At 73.7% G+C, this 24,055-nt stretch carries 21 protein-coding genes; 5 read left to right on the plus strand and 16 right to left on the minus strand.

Annotated features, from left to right (window positions below):
* Nucleotides 1-10: 10 nt before the first annotated feature.
* Nucleotides 11-688 carry a DNA-binding response regulator gene (locus ACFE7W_RS15475; protein ID WP_375425708.1) on the minus strand — a complete coding sequence of 226 codons (678 nt, stop codon included), beginning with the start codon at nucleotides 686-688 and terminating at the stop codon, nucleotides 11-13.
* 135 nt (nucleotides 689-823) lie between these two features.
* Here ACFE7W_RS15475 and ACFE7W_RS15480 point away from each other — a divergent pair, with 135 nt between their 5' ends.
* The 5 genes from ACFE7W_RS15480 to ACFE7W_RS15500 all read left to right on the plus strand — a co-directional run bounded on the left by ACFE7W_RS15480 (nucleotide 824) and on the right by ACFE7W_RS15500 (nucleotide 7,238).
* A complete protein-coding gene (locus ACFE7W_RS15480) occupies nucleotides 824-1,102 on the plus strand; it encodes a GlsB/YeaQ/YmgE family stress response membrane protein (RefSeq protein ID WP_375425709.1) in 279 nt (92 codons plus the stop codon).
* A 157-nt stretch (nucleotides 1,103-1,259) separates the two neighbouring features.
* Complete coding sequence (locus ACFE7W_RS15485; protein WP_375425710.1) at nucleotides 1,260-2,732, plus strand: MFS transporter; 1,473 nt, start codon at nucleotides 1,260-1,262, stop codon at nucleotides 2,730-2,732.
* Nucleotides 2,733-2,741: 9 nt separating this feature from the next.
* Nucleotides 2,742-3,290 carry a universal stress protein gene (locus tag ACFE7W_RS15490; RefSeq protein ID WP_375425711.1) on the plus strand — a complete coding sequence of 183 codons (549 nt, stop codon included), beginning with the start codon at nucleotides 2,742-2,744 and terminating at the stop codon, nucleotides 3,288-3,290.
* A gap of 255 nt (nucleotides 3,291-3,545) precedes the next feature.
* Nucleotides 3,546-6,443 carry a BTAD domain-containing putative transcriptional regulator gene (locus ACFE7W_RS15495; protein WP_375425712.1) on the plus strand — a complete coding sequence of 966 codons (2,898 nt, stop codon included), beginning with the start codon at nucleotides 3,546-3,548 and terminating at the stop codon, nucleotides 6,441-6,443.
* Nucleotides 6,444-6,479: 36 nt separating this feature from the next.
* Nucleotides 6,480-7,238 carry a nucleotidyltransferase domain-containing protein gene (locus tag ACFE7W_RS15500; protein WP_375425713.1) on the plus strand — a complete coding sequence of 253 codons (759 nt, stop codon included), beginning with the start codon at nucleotides 6,480-6,482 and terminating at the stop codon, nucleotides 7,236-7,238.
* A 108-nt stretch (nucleotides 7,239-7,346) separates the two neighbouring features.
* Here ACFE7W_RS15500 and ACFE7W_RS15505 read toward each other — a convergent pair whose 3' ends face one another.
* The 15 genes from ACFE7W_RS15505 to ACFE7W_RS15575 form a co-directional block, all read right to left on the minus strand.
* The gene (locus ACFE7W_RS15505) at nucleotides 7,347-8,690 is read right to left on the minus strand and encodes a reverse transcriptase family protein (RefSeq protein ID WP_375425714.1); all 1,344 of its coding nucleotides are present in this window, start codon (nucleotides 8,688-8,690) and stop codon (nucleotides 7,347-7,349) included.
* A gap of 232 nt (nucleotides 8,691-8,922) precedes the next feature.
* Complete coding sequence (locus ACFE7W_RS15510; RefSeq protein ID WP_375425715.1) at nucleotides 8,923-11,643, minus strand: Hsp70 family protein; 2,721 nt, start codon at nucleotides 11,641-11,643, stop codon at nucleotides 8,923-8,925.
* Nucleotides 11,640-12,179 (minus strand): phage tail protein, encoded by a 540-nt coding sequence (locus ACFE7W_RS15515; protein WP_375425716.1) that lies wholly within the window; start codon nucleotides 12,177-12,179, stop codon nucleotides 11,640-11,642. The genes ACFE7W_RS15510 and ACFE7W_RS15515 overlap by 4 nt, the downstream gene beginning before the upstream one ends.
* Nucleotides 12,180-12,207: 28 nt before the next feature.
* Nucleotides 12,208-14,148 (minus strand): putative baseplate assembly protein, encoded by a 1,941-nt coding sequence (locus tag ACFE7W_RS15520; protein WP_375425717.1) that lies wholly within the window; start codon nucleotides 14,146-14,148, stop codon nucleotides 12,208-12,210.
* A gap of 1 nt (nucleotide 14,149) precedes the next feature.
* Nucleotides 14,150-14,629, minus strand: a complete 480-nt coding sequence (locus tag ACFE7W_RS15525; protein ID WP_375425718.1) for a GPW/gp25 family protein — start codon at nucleotides 14,627-14,629, stop codon at nucleotides 14,150-14,152.
* 1 nt (nucleotide 14,630) lies between these two features.
* Entirely contained in the window at nucleotides 14,631-14,912 is a 282-nt protein-coding gene (locus ACFE7W_RS15530) for a PAAR domain-containing protein (RefSeq protein ID WP_375425719.1), read from the minus strand.
* A gap of 64 nt (nucleotides 14,913-14,976) precedes the next feature.
* Entirely contained in the window at nucleotides 14,977-16,806 is a 1,830-nt protein-coding gene (locus tag ACFE7W_RS15535; RefSeq protein WP_375425720.1) for a VgrG-related protein, read from the minus strand.
* Nucleotides 16,803-17,726 (minus strand): peptidase M23, encoded by a 924-nt coding sequence (locus ACFE7W_RS15540; RefSeq protein ID WP_375425721.1) that lies wholly within the window; start codon nucleotides 17,724-17,726, stop codon nucleotides 16,803-16,805. The genes ACFE7W_RS15535 and ACFE7W_RS15540 overlap by 4 nt, the downstream gene beginning before the upstream one ends.
* Complete coding sequence (locus ACFE7W_RS15545) at nucleotides 17,723-18,163, minus strand: phage tail protein (RefSeq protein ID WP_375425722.1); 441 nt, start codon at nucleotides 18,161-18,163, stop codon at nucleotides 17,723-17,725. Before ACFE7W_RS15545 ends, ACFE7W_RS15540 begins: the two co-directional genes overlap by 4 nt.
* Before the next feature lie 2 nt (nucleotides 18,164-18,165).
* Nucleotides 18,166-20,130: a hypothetical protein gene (locus ACFE7W_RS15550; RefSeq protein ID WP_375425723.1), complete on the minus strand. Its 1,965-nt coding sequence runs from the start codon at nucleotides 20,128-20,130 to the stop codon at nucleotides 18,166-18,168.
* Between the two features lie 34 nt (nucleotides 20,131-20,164).
* Nucleotides 20,165-20,371, minus strand: a complete 207-nt coding sequence (locus ACFE7W_RS15555) for a DUF6760 family protein (RefSeq protein ID WP_375425724.1) — start codon at nucleotides 20,369-20,371, stop codon at nucleotides 20,165-20,167.
* A complete protein-coding gene (locus ACFE7W_RS15560; RefSeq protein ID WP_375425725.1) occupies nucleotides 20,320-20,784 on the minus strand; it encodes a hypothetical protein in 465 nt (154 codons plus the stop codon). Before ACFE7W_RS15560 ends, ACFE7W_RS15555 begins: the two co-directional genes overlap by 52 nt.
* Nucleotides 20,784-21,227: a phage tail protein gene (locus ACFE7W_RS15565; RefSeq protein ID WP_375425726.1), complete on the minus strand. Its 444-nt coding sequence runs from the start codon at nucleotides 21,225-21,227 to the stop codon at nucleotides 20,784-20,786. The genes ACFE7W_RS15560 and ACFE7W_RS15565 overlap by 1 nt, the downstream gene beginning before the upstream one ends.
* 100 nt (nucleotides 21,228-21,327) lie before the next feature.
* Complete coding sequence (locus tag ACFE7W_RS15570; protein WP_375425727.1) at nucleotides 21,328-22,884, minus strand: phage tail sheath family protein; 1,557 nt, start codon at nucleotides 22,882-22,884, stop codon at nucleotides 21,328-21,330.
* Nucleotides 22,885-23,174: 290 nt separating this feature from the next.
* Nucleotides 23,175-23,900 (minus strand): DUF4157 domain-containing protein, encoded by a 726-nt coding sequence (locus tag ACFE7W_RS15575; protein ID WP_375425728.1) that lies wholly within the window; start codon nucleotides 23,898-23,900, stop codon nucleotides 23,175-23,177.
* Between the last annotated feature and the right edge of the window lie 155 nt (nucleotides 23,901-24,055).

The raw sequence follows: 24,055 nt of genomic DNA on the forward strand, positions 1-24,055 counted from the left end.
CCGGGCACGCCTACGGGCCGCCCCGCCAGTGCTCGATCCGGTGGTGGTCCGGGGTGAAGCCGCGGTCGACGCCCCACAGAACGGCCTGGGTGCGGCTGGTCACGTTGATCTTGCGGTAGGTCGAGCGGATGTAGGACTTCACGGTGTTGGGGCTGAGGAAGGTGAGCTGGGCAACCTCGGCGTTGTTCTTCCCCTGGGTGATCAGTGCGAGGATCTCCGCCTCGCGGTCGGTCAGCCCCTCACGACGACCCGGCCAGTCGAGGCCGCTGGCGCTGCGGGCCCGGCGCGGCGGCTCGCTGATCACCGTCTCGCCCGCGTGCACCGCCTCCAGCGCCGCGACGAGCTCCCGGGCCGGTAGCGACTTCGAGAGGTAGCCCGCCACCCCGTGCTGCTGGGCGCTCGCGAGCAGCTCGGGCGCGAAGTTCCAGGTGTAGACCACGACCTTGCGGGCGGCCGGGTTGTCCACCAGCACCTTGATCTCCTGCTGGTCGGACTCCGGTTGGGCGAACGAGTCGTACAGCACGACGTCGACCGGGTCCTTGACCGCGGCGTTGGTGTCGATCTCGGCGATCACCACCCGGTCCCGGTACGGCTCCAACATGTTGGCCACGCCCATCACGACCACGTCGTAGTCGTCGACGAGCGCGATGGTGAAGGGCCGGCGGGAGCCCACGGGAGGGGTAGTCACGTGAGCCACACTAACCCCCCTAGGGGTGTAGCACAGCCCCCCTTGGGGTGAAAGAGTTGCACTCATCACCGCAGTGGGCACCCCGTCGAGACGCTGCCCGGTGCACCGCAGCTCCACCAACAGAAAGGCACCGCAATGATCGGCCTCATCATCAGCCTCATCGTCGTCGGCCTCATCGCCGGCGCCCTGGCCCGCCTCCTCGTCCCCGGACGACAGGACATCTCGATCGCGATGACGATCCTGCTCGGCATCATCGGATCGTTCGTCGGAGGGTTCCTGGGCTACCTGATCTTCCACCAGGACTCCTCGGGCGGCTTCTTCCAGCCGGCCGGCATCATCGGCTCGGTCATCGGCGCGGTCATCGTGCTGCTGATCTGGACCCGGACCGGCGCCCGCCGCGGCGCCCGCGTCTGACCCACCTCCGCGACGGCGGCCGACCTCCCTCACGGGTAGCGGCCGCCGTTCGGCGTCTTCGGGGGTGCCGTTCCGTCCGCGAACCCTGGGGGCATGATCATCTCGAGGGCCTCGCGGACCGAGCGCGGGGAGCCACGGATCGAGGAGTGTGACGCCGATGTCAGCTGCAGCAGTCCAGGACGAGAAGCCGATCAAGAGCCTCATCCCGGTGCGGATGGACAAGATGCCCTGGTCGCGGTTCCACTGGTTGGTCATCGTCGGCCTCGGGACGGCCTGGATCCTCGACGGTCTCGAGGTCCAGCTGGTCGCCGCGGCCGGCTACCAGAAATCGCTGGGCATGTCGACGACGCAGGTCGGCCTGGCGGGCACGGTCTACCTGGTCGGCCAGGTCATCGGAGCGCTGGTCTTCGGTCGGCTCACCGACAAGCTCGGCCGTAAACGGCTCTTCGTGCTGACGCTGTTGATCTACCTCGTCGGCTCCGGGGTGGCGGGTCTCTCCCCCAACATGTACTTCCTCTTCGCCTTCCGCTTCGTGGCCGGCCTGGGCATCGGCGGTGAGTACTCCGCGATCAACTCCGCGATCGATGAGCTGATCCCCGGCAAGTACCGCGGCCGGGTGGACCTGGCGATCAACGGCACCTACTGGTTCGGGGCAGGCCTCGGTGCCTTCGCGAACGTCTTCCTGCTGAACCCCGACCACGTCGCCACCAACGTGGGCTGGCGGATCGGCTTCTTCATCGGTCCGGTCCTGGGCCTGTTCATCATCTACCTGCGTCGCCACATCCCCGAGAGCCCCCGGTGGATGGTCACCCACGGCCAGTCCGAGGCGGCGGAGAAGGTCGTCGCGGGCATCGAGGAGGACGTCCGCTCCCACGGTCAGCAGCCGCCAGAGCTCGATGAGGCCCAGGCCTGGTGGATCAAGGCCCACGAGGGCGTCACCGGCAAGCAGCTGCGGTACGTCTTCTTCAAGCTCTACCCCACCCGCACCGTGCTGGGCCTGACGCTGATGATCACCCAGTCCTTCCTCTACAACGCGATCTTCTTCACCTACGCGCTCGTGCTGCAGCACTTCTACGGCAAGTCCGAGTCGGGCGCGGCGTTCTACTTCTTCCCGTTCGCGGTGGGCAACCTGCTCGGTCCGCTGCTGCTGGGCCGGCTCTTCGACACGATCGGCCGGCGCCGGATGATCGGCGGCTGCTACGGCATCGCGGCCGTCGTGCTCTTCGTATCCGCCGTGCTGTTCAAGGCCGACGCCCTCACCGCGGGAACCCACACCGCCCTGTGGTGCCTGTCCTTCTTCTTCGCCTCCGCGGGCGCCTCGGCCGGCTACCTCACGGTCTCGGAGATCTTCCCGCTGGAGGTCCGCGGGCAGGCGATCTCCTACTTCTTCTCCGTCGCCCAGCTCTTCGGCGCGCTGGGACCAGTGATCTTCGGCGCCCTCGTGGGCGAGGGGACGGCCCGCAACCCGCTCTTCTGGGGCTACGTGATGGCCTCGGTGATCATGTTGGTCGGAGGGCTGGTGGCGTTCCGGTTCGGCGTGGACGCCGAGGGCAAGGCGCTGGAGGACATCGCCCCGCCCCTCAGCAGCTACGACGAGCAGGGCAACCAGATCTCCAAACTCCCGGTCTGAGGGGCGGACATGGTCACCGACGAGCAGCCGTACACGATCGTGGTGGGGGTCAGCGCGACCTCGACGTCACCGACCGCCCTGGCCTGGGCCGCAGCCCAGGCGCGGCAGAACGGTGGCCGGCTGATCGCCGTCCGCGCCTGGAGGCTGCCCAGCCCCCAGGCCACGCCCTCGGGGACGCCGGCGAGCCGGATCGCCCGCGGGCCGGACGTGGAGCAGGCGGCGCAGGAGGCGTTGGCGGCCGACGTGGCCGCCACGCTCGGCGCGGACCACGCCGCAGAGATCAGGCTGGTCCGCGGCGGCAAGTACGGGGTGCTGATCAAGGCCGCCGCCGGTGCCGACCTGCTGGTGGTCGACGCCCCGCGGCAGCTGCTCGCCGGGCCGATGTTCGCTCATCGGCTGGTCTACGCCGCGAGCTGTCCGGTGGTGGTGATGCCGCCCCGCGTCTCCGGCGAACCGCCTTCGGTCCTGAACCGGGTGGCCGGAGCGATCGGTCGCAGCGTGGTCACCGCCGCCGGTACGGCCGGTCGCCCGGGCTACCGGCCGCCGCTCGCCCGCTGACCGGCCCGACCTTGTCGGCATAGCCACAGCTGCGCGAACAGTCCTACACTGAGCCACCCTCCCGCCCCAGGGAGCGGCCCCCTTCACGGGCTCCTGGAGTGTCGATGACCCCGAGCTGGACCAGCGGCGTCTCGACATCGCCGACCGGTCGAGCCGCGGGGGGTGTTCGCGGAGGACCTGCGACGGACGTATCAGCGGGTGCCGGCCGCTCCTCTACCCCGTGATGGACATCCACGCCAGCGGGGAGGACCCGCCATGGACCCCGTGATCTTCCTCGAGAAGGTGCGGCGTCCCGACCTGCGCGGGCTGGTCCGCAGCCGGCTGGGCCACGGCGTGGCCGATGGGCCCACCACCGCCTCGCTGGGGCTGGTGCTGGCTCCCCCCGGATCGGGCAAGACCACCTTCCTCAGCCACCTCGCGGCCGCCTCGACCGAGCGGGTCGCCTGGTACCGGATGGGGGCCGAGGACGACGACGAGGTGGCCCTCACCCGTCACCTCGGCCACACCCTCGGGGCCGCGCTGGGCCTGCCCGGGGTGATCGAGTCCGCCGCCGCGGGTCGGGTGGCCGGGCTGCTCGCCGCCCTCGAGGACCCGGCCGTACGCCCGGTCCAGCTGATCCTGGACGACCTGCAGGAGATCGCCAACAGCGAGGCGGAGCGGGCCCTGGAACGGTTCCTGGCTCTGCGGCCGCGCAAGGTCCGGGTGCTGCTGGGCAGCCGGCGTCCGCCGCAGGTCAACATCCCCCGGCTGCTGGTCTCCGGCGAGCTGCAACAGCTGGACGGCAACGACCTGCGCTTTCGCTCGTGGGAGGTCGAGGAGCTGTTCCAGACCGTCTATGAGAAGCCCCTCTCGCCAGAGGCCGCGGCGGCGCTGACCCGGCGGACGGGCGGCTGGGCGGCGGGTCTGCAGCTGTTCCACCTGGCCACGTCGACGTTGAGCCGGGCCGACCGGGAGCGGTCGGTCGAGCAGCTGGGCGGGCGTTCCCGGCTGATCCGCTCCTACCTGGCCCGCAACGTGCTGGCCGGCCTGAGCGCTCGGCGCCGGGACTTCCTGCTCCGCACCTGCACCCTGGGCGTGCTCACCGGCGACCTGGCCGACGCGCTGCTCGGCACCTCCGGCTCGGCTGCGGAGCTGGCCGACCTCGAGGCGGAGCAGTTCTTCACCACCAGCGCGGACGGTGGCCTGACCTTCCGTTTCCACCAGGTGCTGCAGACCCACCTGGAGGTGGTGCTGGTCGACGAGCTCGGTGGCGAGGCGGCGCGCGCCCTCTACTCGCGCAGCGGGGAACTGCTCGAGCAGGCCGGTCGGCCGGCGGCCGCCGTCCGCGCACACGCCCGAGCCGAGGACTGGGGCGCCGTGGCCCGGTTGCTCCAGCCGGACGCCCTGCCCGTCCGCGGCGACGAGGCGCTCTGGGGAATGCTGGCTCTGCCCGGCGCGCCCACCGACGACCCCGGACTGGTGCTCGCCGGCGCCCGCCGACTGCTGCGGAACGGGTTGGTGACGGAGTCGGTGGCCGCGTTCCGCCAGGCCGAGCTGTTGCTGGACGACCGGGAGTTCAGCCGCCGGTGCGCCGCGGAACGGGCCGCGGCGGCCGTCTGGCTCCCGCAGCCGACGGGCGAGCCGCTGCCGGGCGCCGGTCGGGGGCTGCGGCTCTCGGCCGAGCTGCGCCAGATCACCCGCGAGGTCCGCGACCCCGGCGCCGCCGAGCACGACCTGACCCGCGGCCTGGCCACCATGCTGGCCGGTGACCTCCCAGGGGCCGTCGCGATCCTGCGTTCCGCCGAGCCCGGGGCCGGCGCCGCGGCCTGGGAGCCGTTGGCCCTGCGGCTGGCCGGCCACCTCGTCGAGATGCTGATCGCCCCGGACCTCACCGGCGCCGGCAGCTTCGAGGAGATCGTGCTCAGCGCCGACGTGGACGGCTGGCCGTGGCTCTCCCGCATCGCCCACGGGCTGCAGGCCGCGATGCTGCTCGGGCTGGACCCGGCCCCGTGGCGGGTCTCGGCCTGCACCGACCTGCTCGCCGACCTCGACCGCGGTGGCGATCCCTGGGCGGTCTGCCTGACCTCGCTGGCCGTCGGCTACGCGTACGCGGCGATCTACCGGGACCACCAGGCCGAGGCGCCGCTGCGGCGGGCCGAGGAGGTGGCGGCCGAGCTGGGCGCCAGCGTGCTCCAGGCCTGGGCGACCGCGCTCCGGAACGCCCTCGCCCAGCGGCGGGGCTCCGCCGGGGCCCACGAGGAGGCGGCCGCGATCCGGCCGTGGGCGGAGGGGTTGGGGCTCGGCGGCCTGCCCGACCTGCTGCGCCGTCGCCGCGGCGCTAGCTACGTCGACCCGACCCGCCGCCAGCTCGAGCCGGCCGCGCCGCGGACGGCGGCACCCGCGTCGGTGGAGCTGCGCGGCCTGGGCGGGTTCTCGCTCCGGGTGGGCGGCACCGAGGCGGGCTGGTCGGTGCTGCGGCCCCGGGTCCGGGCGCTGCTGCTGCGGCTGGCGCTGCAGCACGGTCGTCCGATCCACCGGGAGCAGCTGGTCGACGAGCTGTGGCCCGACGCCTCGCTGGCCTCCGGGATCCGCAGCCTGCAGGTGGCCGTGTCGGCGGTCCGCCAGTGCCTGGTCGCGGCCGGGCTCGGCGAGGACTGCCTGCCGCGGCACGGCGATGCGTACGCCCTCGAGCTGACCGGGGTCGACGACCAGGTGGCCACCTTCGAGCGGCTGGCCCGGCAGGCGGCGCGCGAGCAGGCGGCGGGCCGGGGGGTCCAGGCCCTGAGCACCGGGTTGGCGGCCGTCGACCGCTACACCGGCGACCTGCTGCCCGAGGTCGGACCGGCCGAGTGGGTGGTGGCCGAGCGCGACCGGCTCCGGCTGCTGGCCGCGACCACCGCGGCCGCGGCCGCGCAGGAGGCGCTGGAGCTCGGCGAGCTGGCGGCCGGCGTCGGGGCGGCGCAGCGCTCGGTGGCCCTCGACCCGTACCACGACTCGTCCTGGACCCTGCTGGTCGAGCTGTGCCAGCGCAGCGGCGACGACAGCGCCGCCGCGGTTGCGCGTCGGGCTCACGCCCGCGTCCGCGCTGACCTCGGGGTGGTGCTGCCGCGGTCCGCGGTGCTGCCAGGTGCCGGCGCCCGCCCCGCCGCGCTGATGCCGAGCCACCGGTCGTAGCCGGCCGGCCGGAGCCGTCAGCGGTAGGTTCGGCGCGTGTTCACCACAGCGGCCCGCGAGCGTCTGCTCGTCGATCTCGTGGCCCGAGCGCGCGCTGAGCCCTCGGTGACCGCAGCCGCGCTGGTCGGGTCTGCCGCCCGGGACGAGACCGACCGCTGGTCCGACATCGACCTGGCGCTGCGGCTGGAACCCGGTAGCGATCCGTCGGTGGCCGCGGACGCGTGGACGACGCAGCTCGGTGAGCTCGCCGAGGTAGCAGACCACCTCGACGTGTGGGCGGGTCCGGTCCTCTACCGCGTCTTCCTGCTGCGCGACTCACTGCAGGTCGACCTCTCCTTTGCCCCGGCGGGACGCTTCGCCTCCACCGGCGAGCCCTTCGCCCTGCTCTTCGGCTCGGCGGACCCGGCCCCACCGATCGTCGGTCCTGACCCCGGTCAACTCATCGGCTGGGCCTGGCTCTACGCGCTCCACACCCGCTCGGCACTGGCTCGTGGCCGGAGCTGGCAGGCGCTGCAGATGCTCGACGGCCTCCGGGCTCAGCTCGTCAGCCTGGCCTGCCTGCGTCACGGTCTGCCGAGCCATCGAGGTCGTGGGGTCGACCAGCTGCCCGCGTCCGTGCTGGCCGGGCTTGCGCCCACCCTGGCCGCCCGGCCCGACCACGCCGTGCTGGCCGAGGCGTTCGCCGCGGCGACCGCGCTGCTACTGGCCGAGGCCGCGCACCTCGACCGGCCGCTCGCCGCTCGGCTGGAGGCGCCCCTGGCCGCCCTGCACGAGTCCCCGGGGGTAGTGGCCTAGACCGGATCGTCGGTGAGCGGGGACCGGGTAGACAACGACCGCAACTACCAGGCTCAGGTCTACCCGATCGCTTCGCAGGACGCCTTCGCGGGCCGGGCCGTCGCCGGTTCAGGCGTCCGGCGGCCAGCGGAGAGCCTCGAGCTGGCGCCGCAGCCGAGCGCCGCGGACCGGGTTCACGGCTTCGACCCAGCCGACGCGGCCCTCGAGATGGGCGCGGAAGTCCTGGCGATGCTCGCGGTTGGCCGCTTCGGGGCCGGAACGGCGGGCGTCGTGCAGGACGGCCCGCAGCCGGTCCTCGTCCTCCCGCGGGACGCCGAGCTGCCGGTTGACCACGATCCCGGTGACCAGCTGCCGCTCGACCGAGCGCCGGACCCGGGTCTTGGCCGGATTCAGGGTGAACGCCTCCTCGCCGACGATGGCCGCGACGGCCGAGACCAGTCGGTCCGGACGCAGCGACCCCGGTCCGGAGAAGGTCAGGTCGTCGGCGTACCGGCTGTAGGTCGCGCCGGCCGCGGCGGCGTAGCCCGCGAGGCGGCGGTCGAGGGTGAAGCAGGCGAGGTTGGCCAGGCCGGGCGAGGTCGGGGCGCCCTGGGGCAGGTGCGGCGCCCGCAGCCGGGAGCGGAGCAGGGCGCGGGCGCTGACGTCGCCGCCGGCCGGCATCCCCGAGAGCACCCGGACCGGCGTCCGGTGGCTGACCAGCCCGGTGAGCGTGGGCACGACACCGTCCGGGTAGCCCATTCGGCGGAACAACCCGGCCACCCGGTCGGCCGTGACGGCCGCGAAGAAGTGCCGCAGGTCGAGGCAGACCACGACCTCGGCCCCCACGTGCAGGCGGGCGTGGTCGAGCGCGTTCCGGCCGCGGACGAAGCCGTAGGCGCACCGGTGCAGCGGCACCCAGACCAGGACGTCGGCCAGCAGCCGTCGGAGCACCGCCCGCAGCAGCGGCGTCGGCGCCTCCAGCAGCCGGGGCACGGCGCCGGGCCGGGAGACCCAGTGATAGCGGTACAGGTGCAGCGGGCCGTCCCGCACCCGGCGCTGCCGGCCCTGGACGTCGGCCAGCCAGGGCAGCTGCTCCGAAGGCACCTCCAGCAGCGATGCGAGCGCCGGCAGGTCCGGCACCGGGGGGACGGGCCACGGCCGGTGCGCGGCCATCGTCCCGGGCACGGTCGGGATCCGGTGCACCCGGACCGGTGCGCCCGCCGCCCGGGCGGTGCCCAGACCGTCCTGCAGCGCGGGGCGCGCAGCCACCAGTTCGGCCAGGGCGTCCGGCTGGTCCCGCGGAGCCCGGGGGTAGGCGGTCAGGACCGCCCGTACCACCGACGAGGTCCACGGGTAGTCGCGGCCGAGGGTCTCTCGTGCCGCCTCGACCAGCCCCGCCGAGGTCCAGTCCGGCGCCGCGAGGAACGCCCAGCCGAGCGCCCGCGCCACCGCGCGGACCGGATCCTGGCTCACGTGCGGAGGTGAGGTGGCGCCGCGCGACCTGTCGTGCTCCTGCGGGTGGGCTCCTGCGCGGAGCGCAGCGACCCACCTGCGTGCCTGCTGCAGGGATGACGAGCTGTCGCCGGAGGGAACCTCGGGCGCCGGTCCGCGCACGGACCGCGTTCTCGCTGTCGGCGCCACCTCACCGCGCCATTGTGGCAGGCGGCCGCCCGCCGACGAGCCCAGCCGACGGGCCCGCCCACCCCTAGCGATTGTTCCAGAACGGGGTGGTCACCAGCTCGGCCTTCAGGCCCATCGAGCGCAGCACCCGCCCGTCCTTGACCCGGGTCAGCCACATGTCCCAGGTCTTGCCGGCCTCACCCACGGCCGAGTCGCGGTTGGAGATCACCAGCAGCTGCTTGCCGTCGGGGGACCAGCTCGGCTTCACGTCCGACGCCGGCGTCTCGGCGACCGGCTCGGGGCTCGAGCCGTCGAAGTTCATCACGTAGACGTCGAGGTTGCCCTCGGACGTGCCGTTGGGCACCCGCCGGCGGAAGGCGATCTGGCTGCCGTCGGGCGACCAGACGGGGTCGGCGTCGGTACCCGCGTCCTCCTTGGTCAGCCGGGTCGGCTGCTCGCTGCCATCCACGGGGATGCTGTAGATCGAGCCTCCGTCGAGGTCGTGGTTGTTGCTGGCCCAGTAGAGGAGGTTGAGGCCGTCGCTGGAGATCGAGACGTCGTGGATCTCGTCCTTCGCGATGCTCAGCCGCTTCACCAGCGTCCCGTCGAGGCGGGTCTCCTGCAGCGAGGACACCTCCTTGTCGGACTGGCACTGCAGCACCAGCAGGCTGGTGTCCGTCGGGCTCCAGGCGAGGTGCTCGATGGTGTCGCAGCCCTTGGGCAGCGAGTCGGTCAGCAGCCGGTCGCCGGTGCCGTCCGCCGCCATCACCCGCAGCTGCCCTTCGTTGAGGTAGATGATCGTGTTCCGCTGCGGTGGCATCACCGGACTGCCGTCGCTCCCGTCGGGGGTGGGTAGCCGGACCGGCTTGACCCGCTTGGTGGTGTCCACGAGGTAGAGGTCGCGCTCGCCGTCGATCTTCATCGGCACCACCGCGGTGGTCAGGGGCAGCGCGGCCGAGGTCGGCAGCGAGGTGGGCGCCGCGGGGGTCTGGCCGGGCGTCGAGGGAGTGCCAGAGCTGGCCGGACCGCTCGGCGTGGCCGTGGCGGACGGACCACCTGGGGTCGGTGAGCCGCTGACGGGGACGGGCACCGGGACCGGGACGGGCTGGGGCGCGGGCGCGGCCGACTGCTCGGGCTGGCGGATCGCCCGCACCACGAGGACGCCGATGCCCGCGAGCAGGGCGAGCGCCACCACGACCGCTCCGATGATCACCAGCAGGCGGCGGCCCGAGCCGCCCCCGGGACCTGAGGGTGGCGGTCCGGCCGGGCGTCGGGGCCCGCCGGGGGTTCGCGGCGGCTGGCCGCCGGGTGCGGTGGCGGGTCCGGGCGACCCGGGGGGCGGTCCACCGCTGTACCCGGGCGGCGGGCCGCCGGTGTAGCCGGAGGCCGGCGGGGGCTGACCGCCCGGCGGGGTCGCCGACCAGGACGGCCCGCTCGCGGAGTCGGCCAGCACCGAGTTGAGCCAGGAGTCCGGCGCGGTCGGCGCGCTCGTGGCCGTCGGGATGCTGTGCTCGGGCACGAGAACCGGGACGGGCGGGTCCACCGCCACGGGTCGGGTGACCGCCGCCGACGAGACGACGGTCGGCACCTCCTCGGGCGGCCGCTCGGGCCGGGGCTCGGCCAGGGGTACCGGTGGGGGTGCGGACTGGGGCTCGGGATCGGGCGCGGGCGCGGGCGCGGGCACCGGATCGGGAGCGGCGGCGACCGTCGGCTTCGGCGGGGCGGCTACGGGCATGGGGGTTCCTTCCGGCGCGATCGGCTGGCCGGCGAGCAGCGAGCCGAGAACGAGGTCGTGCGTGGGGTGGACGTCGGGGGCGATCCCGAGCTCGCGCTCGAGCAGCGGGGCGACCAGCGGGATCTGCGCACTGCCGCCCACCAGCAGCACCGCGGCCAGGTCGGCGGCCCCGACCGACGCGGACGTCAGCACCCGGTCGAGCACGGCGGCGCCGTCCCGCAGGGCCGGCCGGATCAGCGGGACCAGCTCCGGGCGGGTCAGCCCTACGGTCGTGCTGAGGTCCGGCAGCTCGACGGGGATGCCGGTCGCGGTCTCGGTGGACAGCGCCTCCTTGGCCCGGACGCACGCGCGGCGGAGCCGGGCGAGGCCGGCCGCGGCCCCGGGATCGGTCGGATCGAGTCCCCGAGCGCGCTCACCCAGGCCGCCGAGGACGAAGCGGTAGACCGCCTCGTCGAAGGCCGCGCCGCCGATCCCGTCCGCGTGCTCGGGCACCCCCCGGACGGCGAAGCCGGCGTCGGTCCGCTCGACCAGGGTGACGTCCAGGGTGCCGCCGAGGTCGTACACCAGCAGCCGGGCACCCGGCGCCAGCGGGTGCCGGGCTGCGTACGCCGCCGCGATCCCCTCACTCTCCTGGCACAGCGTGACCGGGCCGACGCCGGACCCCGTGACGGCGTCGTCGACGAGCTGGCGGCGGTGGTCGTCCCAGCCGGCCGGGTGGGGCAGCAGGAGCTCGGCCGGCGGACCCCCGTAGCGGCTGCTGGCGAGGGTGAGGACGTGCTGCAGCAGGACCACCAGCAGCGACTCCGCGGAGAAGGGCTGACCGGCCACCACGACGGGGGTCCCCTCGCCGAGCCGCGGCCGGAACTCGCGGGCGACGCGGGCCGGGTCGGCGTCACCGAGCCGTTCGGCCTCCTCGCCGACCAGGAATCGGCCGTCCTCGCCCAGGTAGACGACCGACGGCATCGCGGGCGTGCCGACGCCGAGCTCGAGCAGCTGCGGAGCGCCGGAGTCCACGGCCACCGCCGCCGCCGTGCTGCTGGTCCCCAGGTCGACCGCGAGGCGGTAGGTCACGCCGGCTCCACCCGGACCACGTGCCGGACGTGGGCGGGCGTCACGGACCGGACCAGCGCGTCCAGCCGGTCGACGTCGACCGGCTGGTCGGCCGCCGGGTGCACGACGACGGTCAAGGACGGCTCCGGCTCGCCGGGCAGCTCACCGCCCGGGCTGGGCGACCAGCGGGAGCCGCCCGACTCGACGACCTCCACGGCCAGCCCGAGCGCCGCGCCGACCACCAGCTCGACGCTGCGCCGGGTGCCGCGCGCCGCGTTCACCTCACTCGAGGTCTGGAGCTCCTGCCGCTGCCGGGCCAGCTCGGTCCGCGGGTCGACGGCCAGCCCGAGCCACTGGGCCAGCCAGGGCACCATGTCCGAGGGCGTCGTGGCCGGGTCGAGGTAGGTCGCGTAGGTGTCCAGGGTCAGCAGCACCGGCGCCAGCACCTCGTCCACCCCGGAGCACAGGCCACGCGCGAACGCGTCCTCGCGCAGCATCGACGGCAGCAGCCCGGCCAGCGGGTGCGGGCTGACCAGGCCGTCGACGCCGCCCCTCACCCCGCCCCCCCGGGCAGCGTCACCCGGGTCATGGGGTCACCCGGACCTGGTGCTCGAAGGAGTAGACCAGCCCGGTCGCGGGCAGGTCCATCCGCTCTGCGGCCGCGCTGCGGCGGCCGGTGTCGGCCTCGGCCGGGTAGAGCGCGACCGTCACCTCCCGGGCCATGTCCACCCCGGCGATCCGGGCCAGCGCCGCGTGCACCTCGTGCGACTGTACCGAACGGCCGAACGGCCAGCCGGTGCCGTCGGGGCCGCCGACGATCGGGTCGTACAGCCGGTACAGCGCCTGCAGCACCTCGGTCCGCACCTCGGCCGGGTCGAAGCGGGGCCGCGAGCTGACGCTGACCACCGCGGTCAGCCAGAGGAAGTCCGGCGGCTGCACCAGCAACCGGGTGCCGACCAGGCGCCGGGCGTCCAGGTTGGTGCTGATCCGCTCCAGGGTCTGCCACGGCGGGTCGAGATCGGCACGGTCGATCCGGCCGACCTCGTCGGCGGCCACGTAGGGCACCACCAGCAGCCGGACGCCCGAGATCGTCCCCTCCTCGGGCACGCAATGGACCCGTGCGGCGTCGGGCGCGACGTCACGGGCGAGCTCCTCGAAGTCCTCGGCGGTCACCGCGCGGCCCCGCGACCGCAGCAGCAGCGGCCCGCGGGCCTTGGCGTCGTCGAGAGACTCCGCCTCGGCCCCGCCCACCGCCGGCGAGCGGTTCTCCACCCGGGAGACGTAAGGGATGCTCGTCTTCAGCACCCGGACCTGGCCGCGGGCGACGTTCCCGGCCTGGCCGCCGCCGGTCCGGTACGGGCCCATCAGCACCGTGGCCCCGGCCGCCGGGGTGGCGCCGTAGTGCTGCAGCCCGCCGCCGGGGTTGCGCACCGCGGGACCGCGCTGCACCTCACCGGCGTGGTGGTCGATGCGGAAGTGCTGGTCTTGGGGCCCCGACTGGGCGAAGTGCGGCACCTCCGTCCAGACCGTCTCGTCCTCCCCGCTGCGGAGGGTCAGCTCGGCGGGGGCGGGCGAGGCGACGACCGGTCGGCGCTGCAGCAGGAACCGCTGCCCGGGGGTGCCGTCGGAGCGGCCGAGCAGCTCCCCGTGCACGACCTCCGCGTGCACGGTCGGGGCCGTGCCCCCGATGGTGGACGCGGTCACGCCGAGCACGGTCGGGGGCTCGGTGTAGGTCGGCTGGTCGGGCTGGGCCTGGACCAGCCGGCAGCGCAGCCAGCCGGCCCGCTCGCGGGCGACGACCGAGGTGGTGTGCCCCTCCGGCACGTGCAGGATGACGTCGCCCGGCTTGTTCAGGCCGCCCGTCTCGTCCGCGCCGACCTCGCAGGCCGTCCAACCCGACCCGGTCCACGCCTCCCAGACCACCGGTGGCCGGCGGGGGTCGACGCCGCGGCCGGAGACCTGGCAGTCCATCCGCAGCAGCACCGCGCAGCAGGGGACGGCGTCCGACAGCCCGACCAGGAGGGCGTCGCCGACGGCCGGGTGGGCGCTGAAGACCTTGAAGCCGCCCCGGCCGAGGGTGGCGGTGGTGTCGACCGGGGCCGCACCGCTGGCCTGCGCCGCGGTCGAGCCGAGGACGCACGGGATGATGTCCAGCTCGCGCGTGGTGGTGAACACGACGGGGTCGTGGATGTCGGTCCGCGGTGTGGCGACCGCGCTCTCGGCGCGTACCCGGACCACCTGGGGCTGGGGCGCGGCGAGCCAGAACGTGACCTCACCGCGGGCGGCCGCCGGTGAACGCAGCTCGACGCCGATCAGCTCGAGGAACTTGACGTAGTGCAGGTCGGGCACCCGGTTGAGCCGGTAGATCAGCTGGTCGACCATCTGCGCCATCGCCTCGATCAGGGTGACGCCGGGATCGGAGACGTTGTGGTCGGTCCAGGTGGGACACCGCTGCTGGACGAGTCGCTTGGCGTCGTCGACGAGGTCCTGGAAGGTCCGGTCGTCGAGGTTGGGTGCGGGCAGCATGTCAGCGCCTTCCGAGAGGTCTGGCGGCAGGGCCGACCTCGACGGGCCGGTCCTCGTCGTGGGAGGGGATGACGTAGAAGGGGAAGACGAGGTTGCGCGGGTCGTTGCTGCCGCGGGCCAGGTAGGTGATGTCGACGTAGAGGCTGCCGGACTCGATGGCGTGGAAGCCGACGGTCACGTCGCGGACCTCGATCCGCGGCTCCCAGCGCTCCAGCGCCTGCCGGACGTCGTAGGCGATCTGGCCGGCCGTGGCCGAGTTGGCGGCGCCGAAGACGTGGTCGTGGATCCGGCAGCCGAACTCCGGCCGCATCGGACGCTCGCCGCAGGCCGTGCCGAGGATCAGCCGGATCGCCTGCTCGATCTCGCGCTCGCGGTTGACCAGCGCGACGCCGCCGGTCGCGTCGGTGCCCAGCGGGTAGGACCAGCCCGCCCCGATGAAGTCCCCGCCCGCCCCGTCCGCCGGGCCCAGCGCCGTGGCCACCTCAACCGCCGATCAGCACGGTCGGGGCGCCGAGCACGATCGGAGCACCGCAGGCGGCCAGGTCGCCCATCCGCGCGGCCGGCAGGCCGCCGATGAGCACCGTCGGGCAGCCCGGCGGCACGATCGCGGTCGGCGGGTGCACCGCCGGGGGCGGGAACGAGCAGATGTGGGGGGTCCCCACCGTCGCCACAGGCATCCCGCCGATCAGCACCGTCGGCACCCCGGGCGGCGCGATCACCCCCGGATGCCCCGTCGGGTCACCGACCCTCGCTGCTGGTGGCATCAGGTCTCCTTCCGGACGGACCGCTGATCTTGCTCGAGTTGATCTTGGGATAGCCGGTCCTGAGCTAGTTGATCTTGACGAGTGCGGCAGAGACCGAGCACAGAGCGCCTCCCTTGACCTCGGTGGTGCCGCTGCCCTCGAGCTTGGCGCTGACGCCGGTCAAGGTCAGCTGGCTGCCGGACTTCACGTCCACGGCCCCGCCCCCGCCGTCGACGCTGACGCCCTGGGTGGCGAGCAGCGAGATCTTCGACCCCTTGAGCTCCATCGCCGAGCCGGCCGAGTCGATGGTGACCCCCTGAGAGCCCTCGATCAGCACCTTGCCGTCGGCGTGCACGGTGATCGTGGTGCCTTTGGCGTCCATGACCAGCTTCAGCTGGTCGTCGCCGGTGACCACCTGGACGCCTTCGTGACCGCCGGAGTCCACCAGGTCGAGCCGGTGGCCCTCGCGCGAGACGAAGGAGCGCCGGTTGATCTGGCCGTTGCCGCCGTCCACCACCTCCACGGGTCCGACGGGCATCGTGTCGACCCCGTTGTAGAGCCCGCCCAGGACGGTCGGGAAGTTGACGTCGCCCTGCTCGAACGCGACCAGCACCTCATCGCCCACCTCGGGCAGGATCTGCAGGCCGCGGTCCTTACCCGCCCCGGCCTGCACCGTCCGGGCCCAGTCGCTGACGTAGTCCGGGGACAGCCAGGGAAAGGTGAGCCGGACCCGTCCCGCCTGCTCCGGGTCGGCGGCGTCGCTGACCTGCCCGACCACCACGCCCGCCTGCCCCGACAGCCGCGTACCCCCCGTGGCCGCCGGTCCGCCCGAGGTCAGCCCCAGCAGCGTCCGGTCCTGCCGACCGGTCACCGAGAACGCCGTCGTGTAGCCGGTGGTCGGGTCGAACCGGTGCCGGGAGGTGGTGATCGTGTACTTGCCGTCGAAGGGGATGCCCAGACCGTCGACGCTGACCGGGGCGCCGGCCCGCAGCTGCGGGTTCCCACGGGCCACCCCCTCGAACGCCGCAAAGGCGCTGGCCACCTCGTCGGCCAGGGCCTTCGCGGCCGTGTCCACCTCGGCCTGGGTCCGGTAGGGCACGTCGGTGGCCACGTGGACCGGGCTCCCGAAGGCCGACGCCAGGTCCTGCGGGGTGACGGTGGGAAGGCTGATCCGCTCGGTGGCGGCGGACTCGGTCGCGGTCAGCGCCTGTTTGGTCGCGACGTCCCAGCCGCGGACCTCCACCGAGCTGACCTGCTGCGCCGAGGTCACGACCGAGCGGAAGCGCAGCAGGTCCTGCCCGAGCCGCAGCACCAGCGGGTCCGACGTCGCGGGCCCACCCGGAGCCGGAGCCCCGGAGGCGGCGGCGGGCGGCGACAGCGAGAAGGAGCCCTCCCGGACGGTGACCTCGAGGTTGTTGTCGCGGGCCAGCCGGGAGAGGACCTCCCAGTCGGTCTGGCCGGCCTGGCCGAGGTGCGGGAAGACGGTGGTGGTCGCCGTGACCGCCCCGACCTTCAGGCCGGCCCGCTGCGCGATGGCGCTGGCGATGTCGGAGGCGGTCATCTGCTGGTAGCTGGCGGTCCGGCGGCCGCGGAAGAAGCGGTGCGTCTGGTCGTAGCCGCGGATCACGGTGAACGTGCCGGCAGTGTCGTACTCGGCCTCCAGCGCGGTCACCTCGCCCGAGATGAGCAGCTCGGGCGGGCCCGTCTCGGCGGTCTGCACGCTCAGCTTGACCAGCGAGCCGACCTTGGCCGAGGTCTTGCTCAGCACCAGCCGCGCCGGGTCGCGGAAGCGGAGAGCGAACATGTCCGGCAGCTGCTGGCTGTCGTCGACGAAGGCGGTGGTCAGCAGCGGGACGAGGTCCACCGGCAGCGCGGTGCCGTCGATCTCGACCAGGCAGGTCGCGGAGATGCTCACCGGTTCCCCTTCGACAGGCTCAGGGAGCGGGACGACAGGCTCAGGGAGCGGGACGACAGGCTCAGGGAGCGGGGCGACAGGCTCAGGGAGCGGGGCGACAGGCTCAGGGAGCGGGACGGTGGAGCGGAGCGGACCGGGACGGCGGCGGCCAGCTCCTCGGCCGTCGGCAGCAGCAGCACCCGGCCGGTGCCGACCCGCAGCGGGTCGTCGATGTCGTTGAACGCGGCGAGCGCGCGCCAGGCGTTCGGGTCGCCGTACTCGGCGTAGGCGACCGAGGCCAGGGTGTCGCCCGCGATGGTGCGGTGCACCCGCCGGACCTCCTGGCTGCCCGAGGTCGGGTTCTGCCGGGGCGCCTCGCCGGGCATCTCCTCCAGGCTGACGCTGCAGAGCGCCCGGATCGGGGTCCCGTCGGAGTTGAAGAGCGTGTACTTCGCGCTGACGGAGGTGACGAAGGCGGGAAAGCTCGAGACCGCACCCCAGTGCAGCACCACCAGCGGCGGCGAGGGCTTCTTCGAGCCGGCGCTCTCCTCGGTGGCGACGCAGCAGGCCAGCAGGGCCTCGACCGCCTGCACGACCGAGCCGTCCCGCGCGCTGGTGGCGTCGAAGAACATCTCCAGCGTCATCTTGCTGGGCTCGGGGCCGCTGAACTCGGGCGGACCCGCCTTCTTCGAGCCCTTGCTGGTCTGGCGGGCCCACTTCGCCGACTTGGTGATCGTCACCTCCTTCGGGTTGAACTGGAACGGCACCGAGCCCCGCTTGGCCCCGGGCGCGGCACTGCCGTTGGCCGACGGGGCGCAGTCGTAGAGCGTCAGCGCGGCCCTGTCCAGCTGCGGCCGGCCCTGGCCGCCACCCGACGCTCCACCGGGCGCACCCAGGTCGGCACCGGCGGCCGCCGTGTGCAGCGCGAGCGGGCCGCTCACGTGCCGGCCCGGCCGGGGAGAAAGCCGTGGTGAGCCAGCTCGACGGTCTCCATCGCCACCTTGGCCGTGTCCGGGTTCAGGCTCGGGCCGGACCACCGGACGGGGATGACGCCGTCCAGGTTCCAGGTGGCGACCACGTCCCGGTCGCCGGTCATCGCGCAGATCGTGGCGGTCTGCCGCGCCACCCCGTTGGCGAAGCTGCACAGCCAGGCCGTCAGCTTGGCGCTGTCCTTGCCCACCGGGCGGCTGAGCTTGACGTTGCCGTACTTGATCCGGGTCGGCAGCTGCCAGACGAAGCCGTTGTTACCGCCCTCCTCGCGAGACTCGAGGACGACCTCGAGGCCGAGGCCCTCACAGGTGTTGAACCACCCCAGGTCGTTGTCGTCGATCCGGACGGTGAAGCAGACGCTGACCGCCGGGTCCTGGTTCTCCGCCACGCTCACACACCTGCCCTTTCACGGTCGATCCAGAGCTCGGCCCGCAGCCGGGCGGAGAGCGGCTCGTACAGCCGGTGCGCGAGCTCCTCCAGGTCGGCGCCGGAGGCTCCCGCTCCCGCCCCGGCGCCGGTCGGGGCAGCCGACGCCGCCCCCGGGGACGGGTTGCTGTTCGTCGCGGCGACCGGGTCGCCGGGCGGATCGGCGGCTGCCGGCCCAGCCGGGTCGGGCTGGCCGACCACCTGCACCTCGTCCACGTCGACGCGCCGCTGCAACGGCACGCTCATGGGTCCGGTGCGACCCGCCTCGGCGGCCGGAGTACCGGCCGAGAACATCTGGGCGAAGGAGGCGGACGACCCGACCACGGGCCGCGGTGGCACCACCGCAGGCGCGACGCTCGACGCGAGCTCATTGAAGGCTGCGGTCCGCACCGCGGGCGGCGGTGTGCCCGGGCCGGGGGGAGACGACGCGAGCCCGGGATCCGGCCCGACCACCGTCGGTGCTGCCGCGACGCGTTGGACCACCGCTGTCGGACGGACGCTGCCGGCCGACGCCGGGGCGCCGACGGGTACGAACCGCAGCGGCTGCACGGCGGCGGCCTCGAGCCGACGCGCACCCCCGGGCGACCCGGTCACCGGCGGTGCGATGGCGAGGGGACGGCTGGTCGGGGTCCCGAGCGTGGGGGTGCTGGAGGCGGCGACGGCTCGGGCCACCGTCAGCGGTCGGGCCGCGCCCCGGTCGACCGACCGCGACACCACGGTCAGCTTCGGCTCGGCGGCTCCAGGAGCGAGCGGGTCGGGCACGGCGCTCGGCGCAGCAGCAAGGCTCGGGTCGGTCCGGGCGGCTCCGAGGAGAGGCTGGTCGTCCAACGCGCCAGCGAGGTCATCCGAGGCATGGTCCGGGGTTGCCGGAGTCGCATCGACGGACTCCCGGCTGGTCGGCCGAAGGCTCGGCGGCTCCACCCCCGTGTCGGTCCTGGTCGGGTCGGTTCTGGTCGGGCCGGTTCTGGTCGGGCCGGTTCTGGTCGGGGTGGGGTTCATCGATCCGGGGTCGATCGGGTCCGGGCCCACCCGTCGCATGACGACCGGCCCCGGCATCGCCAGCGCCGGCACGACCGACTCTGCACCACCCGGCGCAGCAAGGACAGGGCCGGAGGTCAACGACGCGCGTGAAGCCGGCACCGACGAGAACGGCGCGTCGTGCCCGGACTCCGTCGAGAGCGCGTGCGCCGTGGCGGCGGGCTGCTCCTCACCGCCGATCGCGGCGATGGCTGCGGCGAAACCGCTGAGCGGAGCACTCTCCGTCGCGGGCTCCCGGGACGCGGCCGGCGCGACCACCCCGGCCGATGGCGCAGGTCGGGACGGGAGCGGCTCGCTCGCCCGCCGGCCGACCACGGGCAGCTCGGCCAGCGGCAGCGCCGGCCGTTCGCGGGCCGGCGCCGGGGGCTCGGCCACCGCGGCCAGGACGCGTGTCGGTGCCGCGACGCGCTGAGGATCGGGCTCGGCTGCCGCCGCGGAGACCGCCTCGGGTGCAGGCTCTGAAGCCGTTCCAGCGGCGGTCATCGCCTTCGTCGGGGTCGCCCCAGCCGCGGTCGACCCACCGGCGATCCGACGCTGCACCCGGGCGGGCGGGACGGAGGGACGCGGCGGCACGGCCAGCTCCGGACCGACGGGACGGGTCCGGGGCGGGACAGCCCCGGCGATCCCCTCGGCCAGCCCGCCGGCCGACGGGTCGACCGCGTGGCCGAGCGGGGCGAGAAAGCTCGGGTCGCGGCTGGTCGCCAGGCCGGCGCGGAAGGCGTCGAGCGGGGCCACGGGGGCGACGGGCTGCTCGAGGACGCGCTGGACCGGGGCCAGCTCGGCCCAGTCGCACCCGTACGCCTCCGTGGCCGCCGCGGGTGCCACCTCGTGCGGCGCGCCGGCCGCGGGTGTCGGCTCGCCACCGAGGCCCCGCCACGGCCACCAGGCCATTCCGCCTACCTCTCGTTCGACGGCCGAGCCGGGCTCAGCCGGACTGGATCCGGGTGTTCAGGGCGCCGATCTGGGCGACGAACTGCTGCCGCTCGGCGTGTTCGAGGTCGAGGATCGCGTCCCGCGACCAGTGCAGGTAGTAGGCGACGTACGCCACCTCGGCGTAGAGGCGGTCGGCGGCGTACGTCTCTATTCCCCCAGGCGGCCTCCGGCGACGTCGACGGCGAAGCGGTGCTCGCACGCCGGGCAGGTGACCGCCGCCCGGGTGTGGCCCTCGGTGTTGACCCGGCGGTACAGGTCCTGCAGGAAAGCGAGGTCGGCGGCGAAGAGGTTCTCGACCAGCCCGGCGTGCACGTCCTCGATGCTGCCGATCCGCACCAGCACGCGGGCCAGCAGCACGACGGTGAGGTACGCCGGGTTCTCGCGCACCCGGTCGTCGCGCAACGGCACCAGCTCGTCGCGGGCCGTGGCCAGCCGCATCACCCCGTCGCGGTGCAGCGTGCCCGCGCCGTCGACGTAGCCGCGCGGCAGGACGAAGGAGAACTCCGTCTGCAGCTCGTTCCGGGGCGCCTCCGGCGGACGGTTCGACGTCGACTCCCCCGGCCAGCCCTCGAGCGGGTCGGCGAGCGTGTCCGACAGCGAGCCGCGTCGCATCACTCGACCTCGATGCTCTCGCAGGTGAGGACGAGCTTCTCGGTGAGGTAGGAGGTGTCGCCGGCCTTCAGGCTGCCGATCTCCAGGCTCTTCGGCCAGGCGTTGGTCAGCTTGTAGCGCTTGACCGCGTTGCCCTCGTAGTCGAAGACGATGATCGCCCCGCCCTTGCGGACGTCGGCCATCTTGCCGAAGCGGCTGTCCTTGACCCACTTCTCGAAGCTCTGGTCCTGGGTGAGGCCGCGGGTCAAGGTGATGTCGGGCGCCTTCGGACGGCCCGGCAGCCGGCGGATCTGGTACTTGCCGTCCGGTCCGTTCTCCTTGTACTCGACGACGTCCTGCTCCATCTTGAGCCCGGAGACCTCGGTGATCGCCTTGATGGTGATGCCGTCGAACTCGAGTCCGAACGAGTGGCCGACTGAGCTGTCGCCCTCGGGAAGTGCCATCGGTGGTGCCTTTCTGCTGGTGGTTCTCCCGACGTGTCAGAACGGGGTTGTCCCCCGGGGCAACTCAGTTCTGACAACTCGGGAAGAGGAGGGTGCGGGTCTACTCGCTGACGAGGCTGGCGCCGCCGGAGTACTGTGCCAGGCGGAAGATCACGAACTCGGCCGGCTTCACCGGCGCGACGCCGATCTCGCAGACGACCTGCCCGGCGTCGATGCCCTCGCTCGGGTTCGTCTCGGAGTCGCACTTGACGTAGAACGCCTCGTCCGGGGTGCTGCCGAAGAGCGCCCCCGCCCGCCACTGCCTGACCAGGAAGGCCGAGATGGTGCGGCGGATCTTGGCCCACAGCGCGTCGTCGTTGGGCTCGAAGACCACCCAGTTGGTGCCGTCGAGGATCGACTCCTCCAAGAAGTTGAACAGCCGGCGGACGTTCAGGTACTGCCAGGCCGAGTCCGAGGAGAGGGTGCGGGCACCCCAGACCCGGATGCCGCGACCGGGGAAGGCCCGGACGCAGTTGATGCCGACCGGGTTGAGCAGGTCGTGCTCGTTCTTGGTGATGTTGATCTCGAGGTCGACCGCGCCGCGGACCACCTCGTTCGCGGGCGCCTTGTGCACGCCGCGGGTGTCGTCGTTGCGGCCCCAGATGCCCGCCACATGACCGGACGGCGGCAGGTAGGAGAGCAGTCCGGTGGCCGGGTTCATGGTCTGGATCCAGGGCCAGTAGAGGGCGGCGTACATCGAGTCGTAGCGCGCCTTGTCCACCCGCCACTCCAGGATCTGCTGGGCGTTGAAGCCGGGCGGCGGGTCGAGGATCGCGATCCGGTCGCCCATCAGCTCGCAGTGCGCGATCATCGCCAGCTGCACCGCCTGGACCGTGTCCAGGTCGATGGCGCCCTGCTGGTAGGCGCTCATCAGGTCCGGGACGCAGAGCATCGTCACCTCGTCCACGGCCTCCAGGCCGGCGAACCCGGTGCGGTCGGCCACGTCGCCGACGTAGTCGTCCGCGCTCAGCCGGTCCGACGGCAGCGCGGCCGGTGCGGGCGGGGCCACCAGCGCGACCTCGCCGCTCGCCAGCCGCTCGACGCTTCCGCTGGTGGTCTCCTCGACGTTGATCAACTTCGAGGCGGTGTTGATCATGGTGACGACGTTCTGCTTGCCCTTGGCGAAGGTGACGCGGTCGAACTCCTCGACGGTCTCCCCACCTCGCTTCACGATGATCTTGAACAGGTCGGCCCCGGGAGCGTCCCCGCCCGGGTCGCTCACCTGCACGCTCACCTCGCCAGGCTGCGCTGCCGGCTCGATCACCGAGACCCGCAGCCGGCCGATCTGGGCCGTCGGGGCCGCGGCCAGCTCACGGGCCCGGGCGCTCCGCGGGGCCGGTCCGCTCGGCCCGGGGTCCTGGCCGATCCGGACGATGTAGCAGTTGCCGCCGCCGTTCATGAAGTAGCCGTACACCGCCTGAGCGAGGTAGCTGCCGGTGACGAAGCCGCCGAACGCGGTGCTGAACTGGGTCCAGTTGCTGACCAGCGTCGGACGGTTGAAGGGGCCGGTCTCGGCCAGCCCCACGAACGCGGCGACGGCGGTCCCCACGCCGGCGAGCGGACGGGCGCCCGCCGCGACTTCCTCGACGTACACCCCGGGCGACTGGTAGGTCGGCATGCTGGCTCCCTCGTGGGCCACGGACGTGGCGGTTCGGCGGTTGGACGGTGGCGCGGTGACCCGTCAGGGTCGATGAGCACCTGCCTGCAGCCTGCCGCCGGTGGGCCTGGCCCCTCTACGGCCGACCGGACTCACCGTCGGGCAGCAGTTCCTGCCCGTCCGGGCAGCGGACCGGGGAAGAACGGCAGCACGAAGCCCCCGCCGGGTCGGCGGGAGCATCCGTCAGCGCGTGCGTTCGGTCCGCAGCCAGCGGTCAGGAACCCGGGGCGGGCGGCGCCGTCCTTCCGGGCTCAGGCCGAGTGCTCGTCCTCGAGCTCCTCCGGGTCGGCCTCGCGCTGCACGAAGGAGCCCTGCAGTATCTCCTCCTCCTCGGGCAGCTCCTCGCGCTGGACGGCCGTCCCCGCCGAGCCGTCGCTCGCGACCGCCGGTCCTGCGGGACCGGGCGCCGGGCCTGACATCACGTGCTCGGCGTGGGCGGCGGCCTCCTGCTCGAACCGGTCGGACGGGTCGGAGACCCGGATGCCGCCCGCCGCGGGCGACCCGTCCACCTCACCCTGGCTCTGCTGGATGACGTGGGTCAGCTCGTGGGCCAGCGTCACCTTCCCCTCGGCCGAGGCGGGGTCGTAGCGGTCCCGCTGGAAGACGACGTCGGAGCCGACTGTGTAGGCGTGGGCGTTCACGGCCTGAGCCGACGCGCCGGCGGCCGCGTCGTCGTGCACCCGGACGTGGCCGAAGTCGTGCCCGAGCCGGCCCTCCATCTCGGTGCGCACGTCGGGTTCCAGCGGCCGGCCGCCGGAGCCGATCACGTCGTGCACCGGTGAGGGCTCCTCCTCCAACAGGGAGGCCACCCCGGCGTTGCCGGCCGTACGCTGCAGCTCCAGCAGTGAGTCGGCGTCCAGCGCGTCCGTCCGGCCGGCCCCGGCCGCCGCTCCCGCGTGCCGGTGCTGCTCGCCCTCGATCCGGGCGCCCTTCGGCCGTAGCCCGTCGCTCCGCTCCTCGACCAGCTTCTCCGTCACGGCTTCCTCCCGCTCAGACGTGGTCCTCCGGCTCCCCTCCCTCCAGCCTGCCACCGCGGCGGCCCTCAGGGCAGGGGTGGCCAGGCACGGCTGGGTGCCCCATCAGGCAGACCCCCGGCGGGCTGTTCCCGCCTGCGCCTCCCTGACGCAGGATG

The sequence above is a fragment of the uncultured Friedmanniella sp. genome (assembly GCF_964244285.1).
GTDB lineage: Bacteria > Actinomycetota > Actinomycetes > Propionibacteriales > Propionibacteriaceae > Microlunatus.

What these genes read in the sequence shown, in the direction of transcription:
- ACFE7W_RS15480 (WP_375425709.1), top strand. Translation starts at nt 824, where the DNA reads ATGATCGGCCTCATCATCAGCCTCATCGTCGTCGGCCTCATCGCCGGC.
- ACFE7W_RS15520 (WP_375425717.1), bottom strand. Translation starts at nt 14,148, where the DNA reads ATGCTGCCCGCACCCAACCTCGACGACCGGACCTTCCAGGACCTCGTC.
- ACFE7W_RS15570 (WP_375425727.1), bottom strand. Translation starts at nt 22,884, where the DNA reads ATGCCGACCTACCAGTCGCCCGGGGTGTACGTCGAGGAAGTCGCGGCG.
- ACFE7W_RS15485 (WP_375425710.1), top strand. Translation starts at nt 1,260, where the DNA reads ATGTCAGCTGCAGCAGTCCAGGACGAGAAGCCGATCAAGAGCCTCATC.
- ACFE7W_RS15495 (WP_375425712.1), top strand. Translation starts at nt 3,546, where the DNA reads ATGGACCCCGTGATCTTCCTCGAGAAGGTGCGGCGTCCCGACCTGCGC.
- ACFE7W_RS15530 (WP_375425719.1), bottom strand. Translation starts at nt 14,912, where the DNA reads ATGCCACCAGCAGCGAGGGTCGGTGACCCGACGGGGCATCCGGGGGTG.
- ACFE7W_RS15565 (WP_375425726.1), bottom strand. Translation starts at nt 21,227, where the DNA reads ATGGCACTTCCCGAGGGCGACAGCTCAGTCGGCCACTCGTTCGGACTC.
- ACFE7W_RS15490 (WP_375425711.1), top strand. Translation starts at nt 2,742, where the DNA reads ATGGTCACCGACGAGCAGCCGTACACGATCGTGGTGGGGGTCAGCGCG.
- ACFE7W_RS15550 (WP_375425723.1), bottom strand. Translation starts at nt 20,130, where the DNA reads ATGGCCTGGTGGCCGTGGCGGGGCCTCGGTGGCGAGCCGACACCCGCG.
- ACFE7W_RS15560 (WP_375425725.1), bottom strand. Translation starts at nt 20,784, where the DNA reads ATGCGACGCGGCTCGCTGTCGGACACGCTCGCCGACCCGCTCGAGGGC.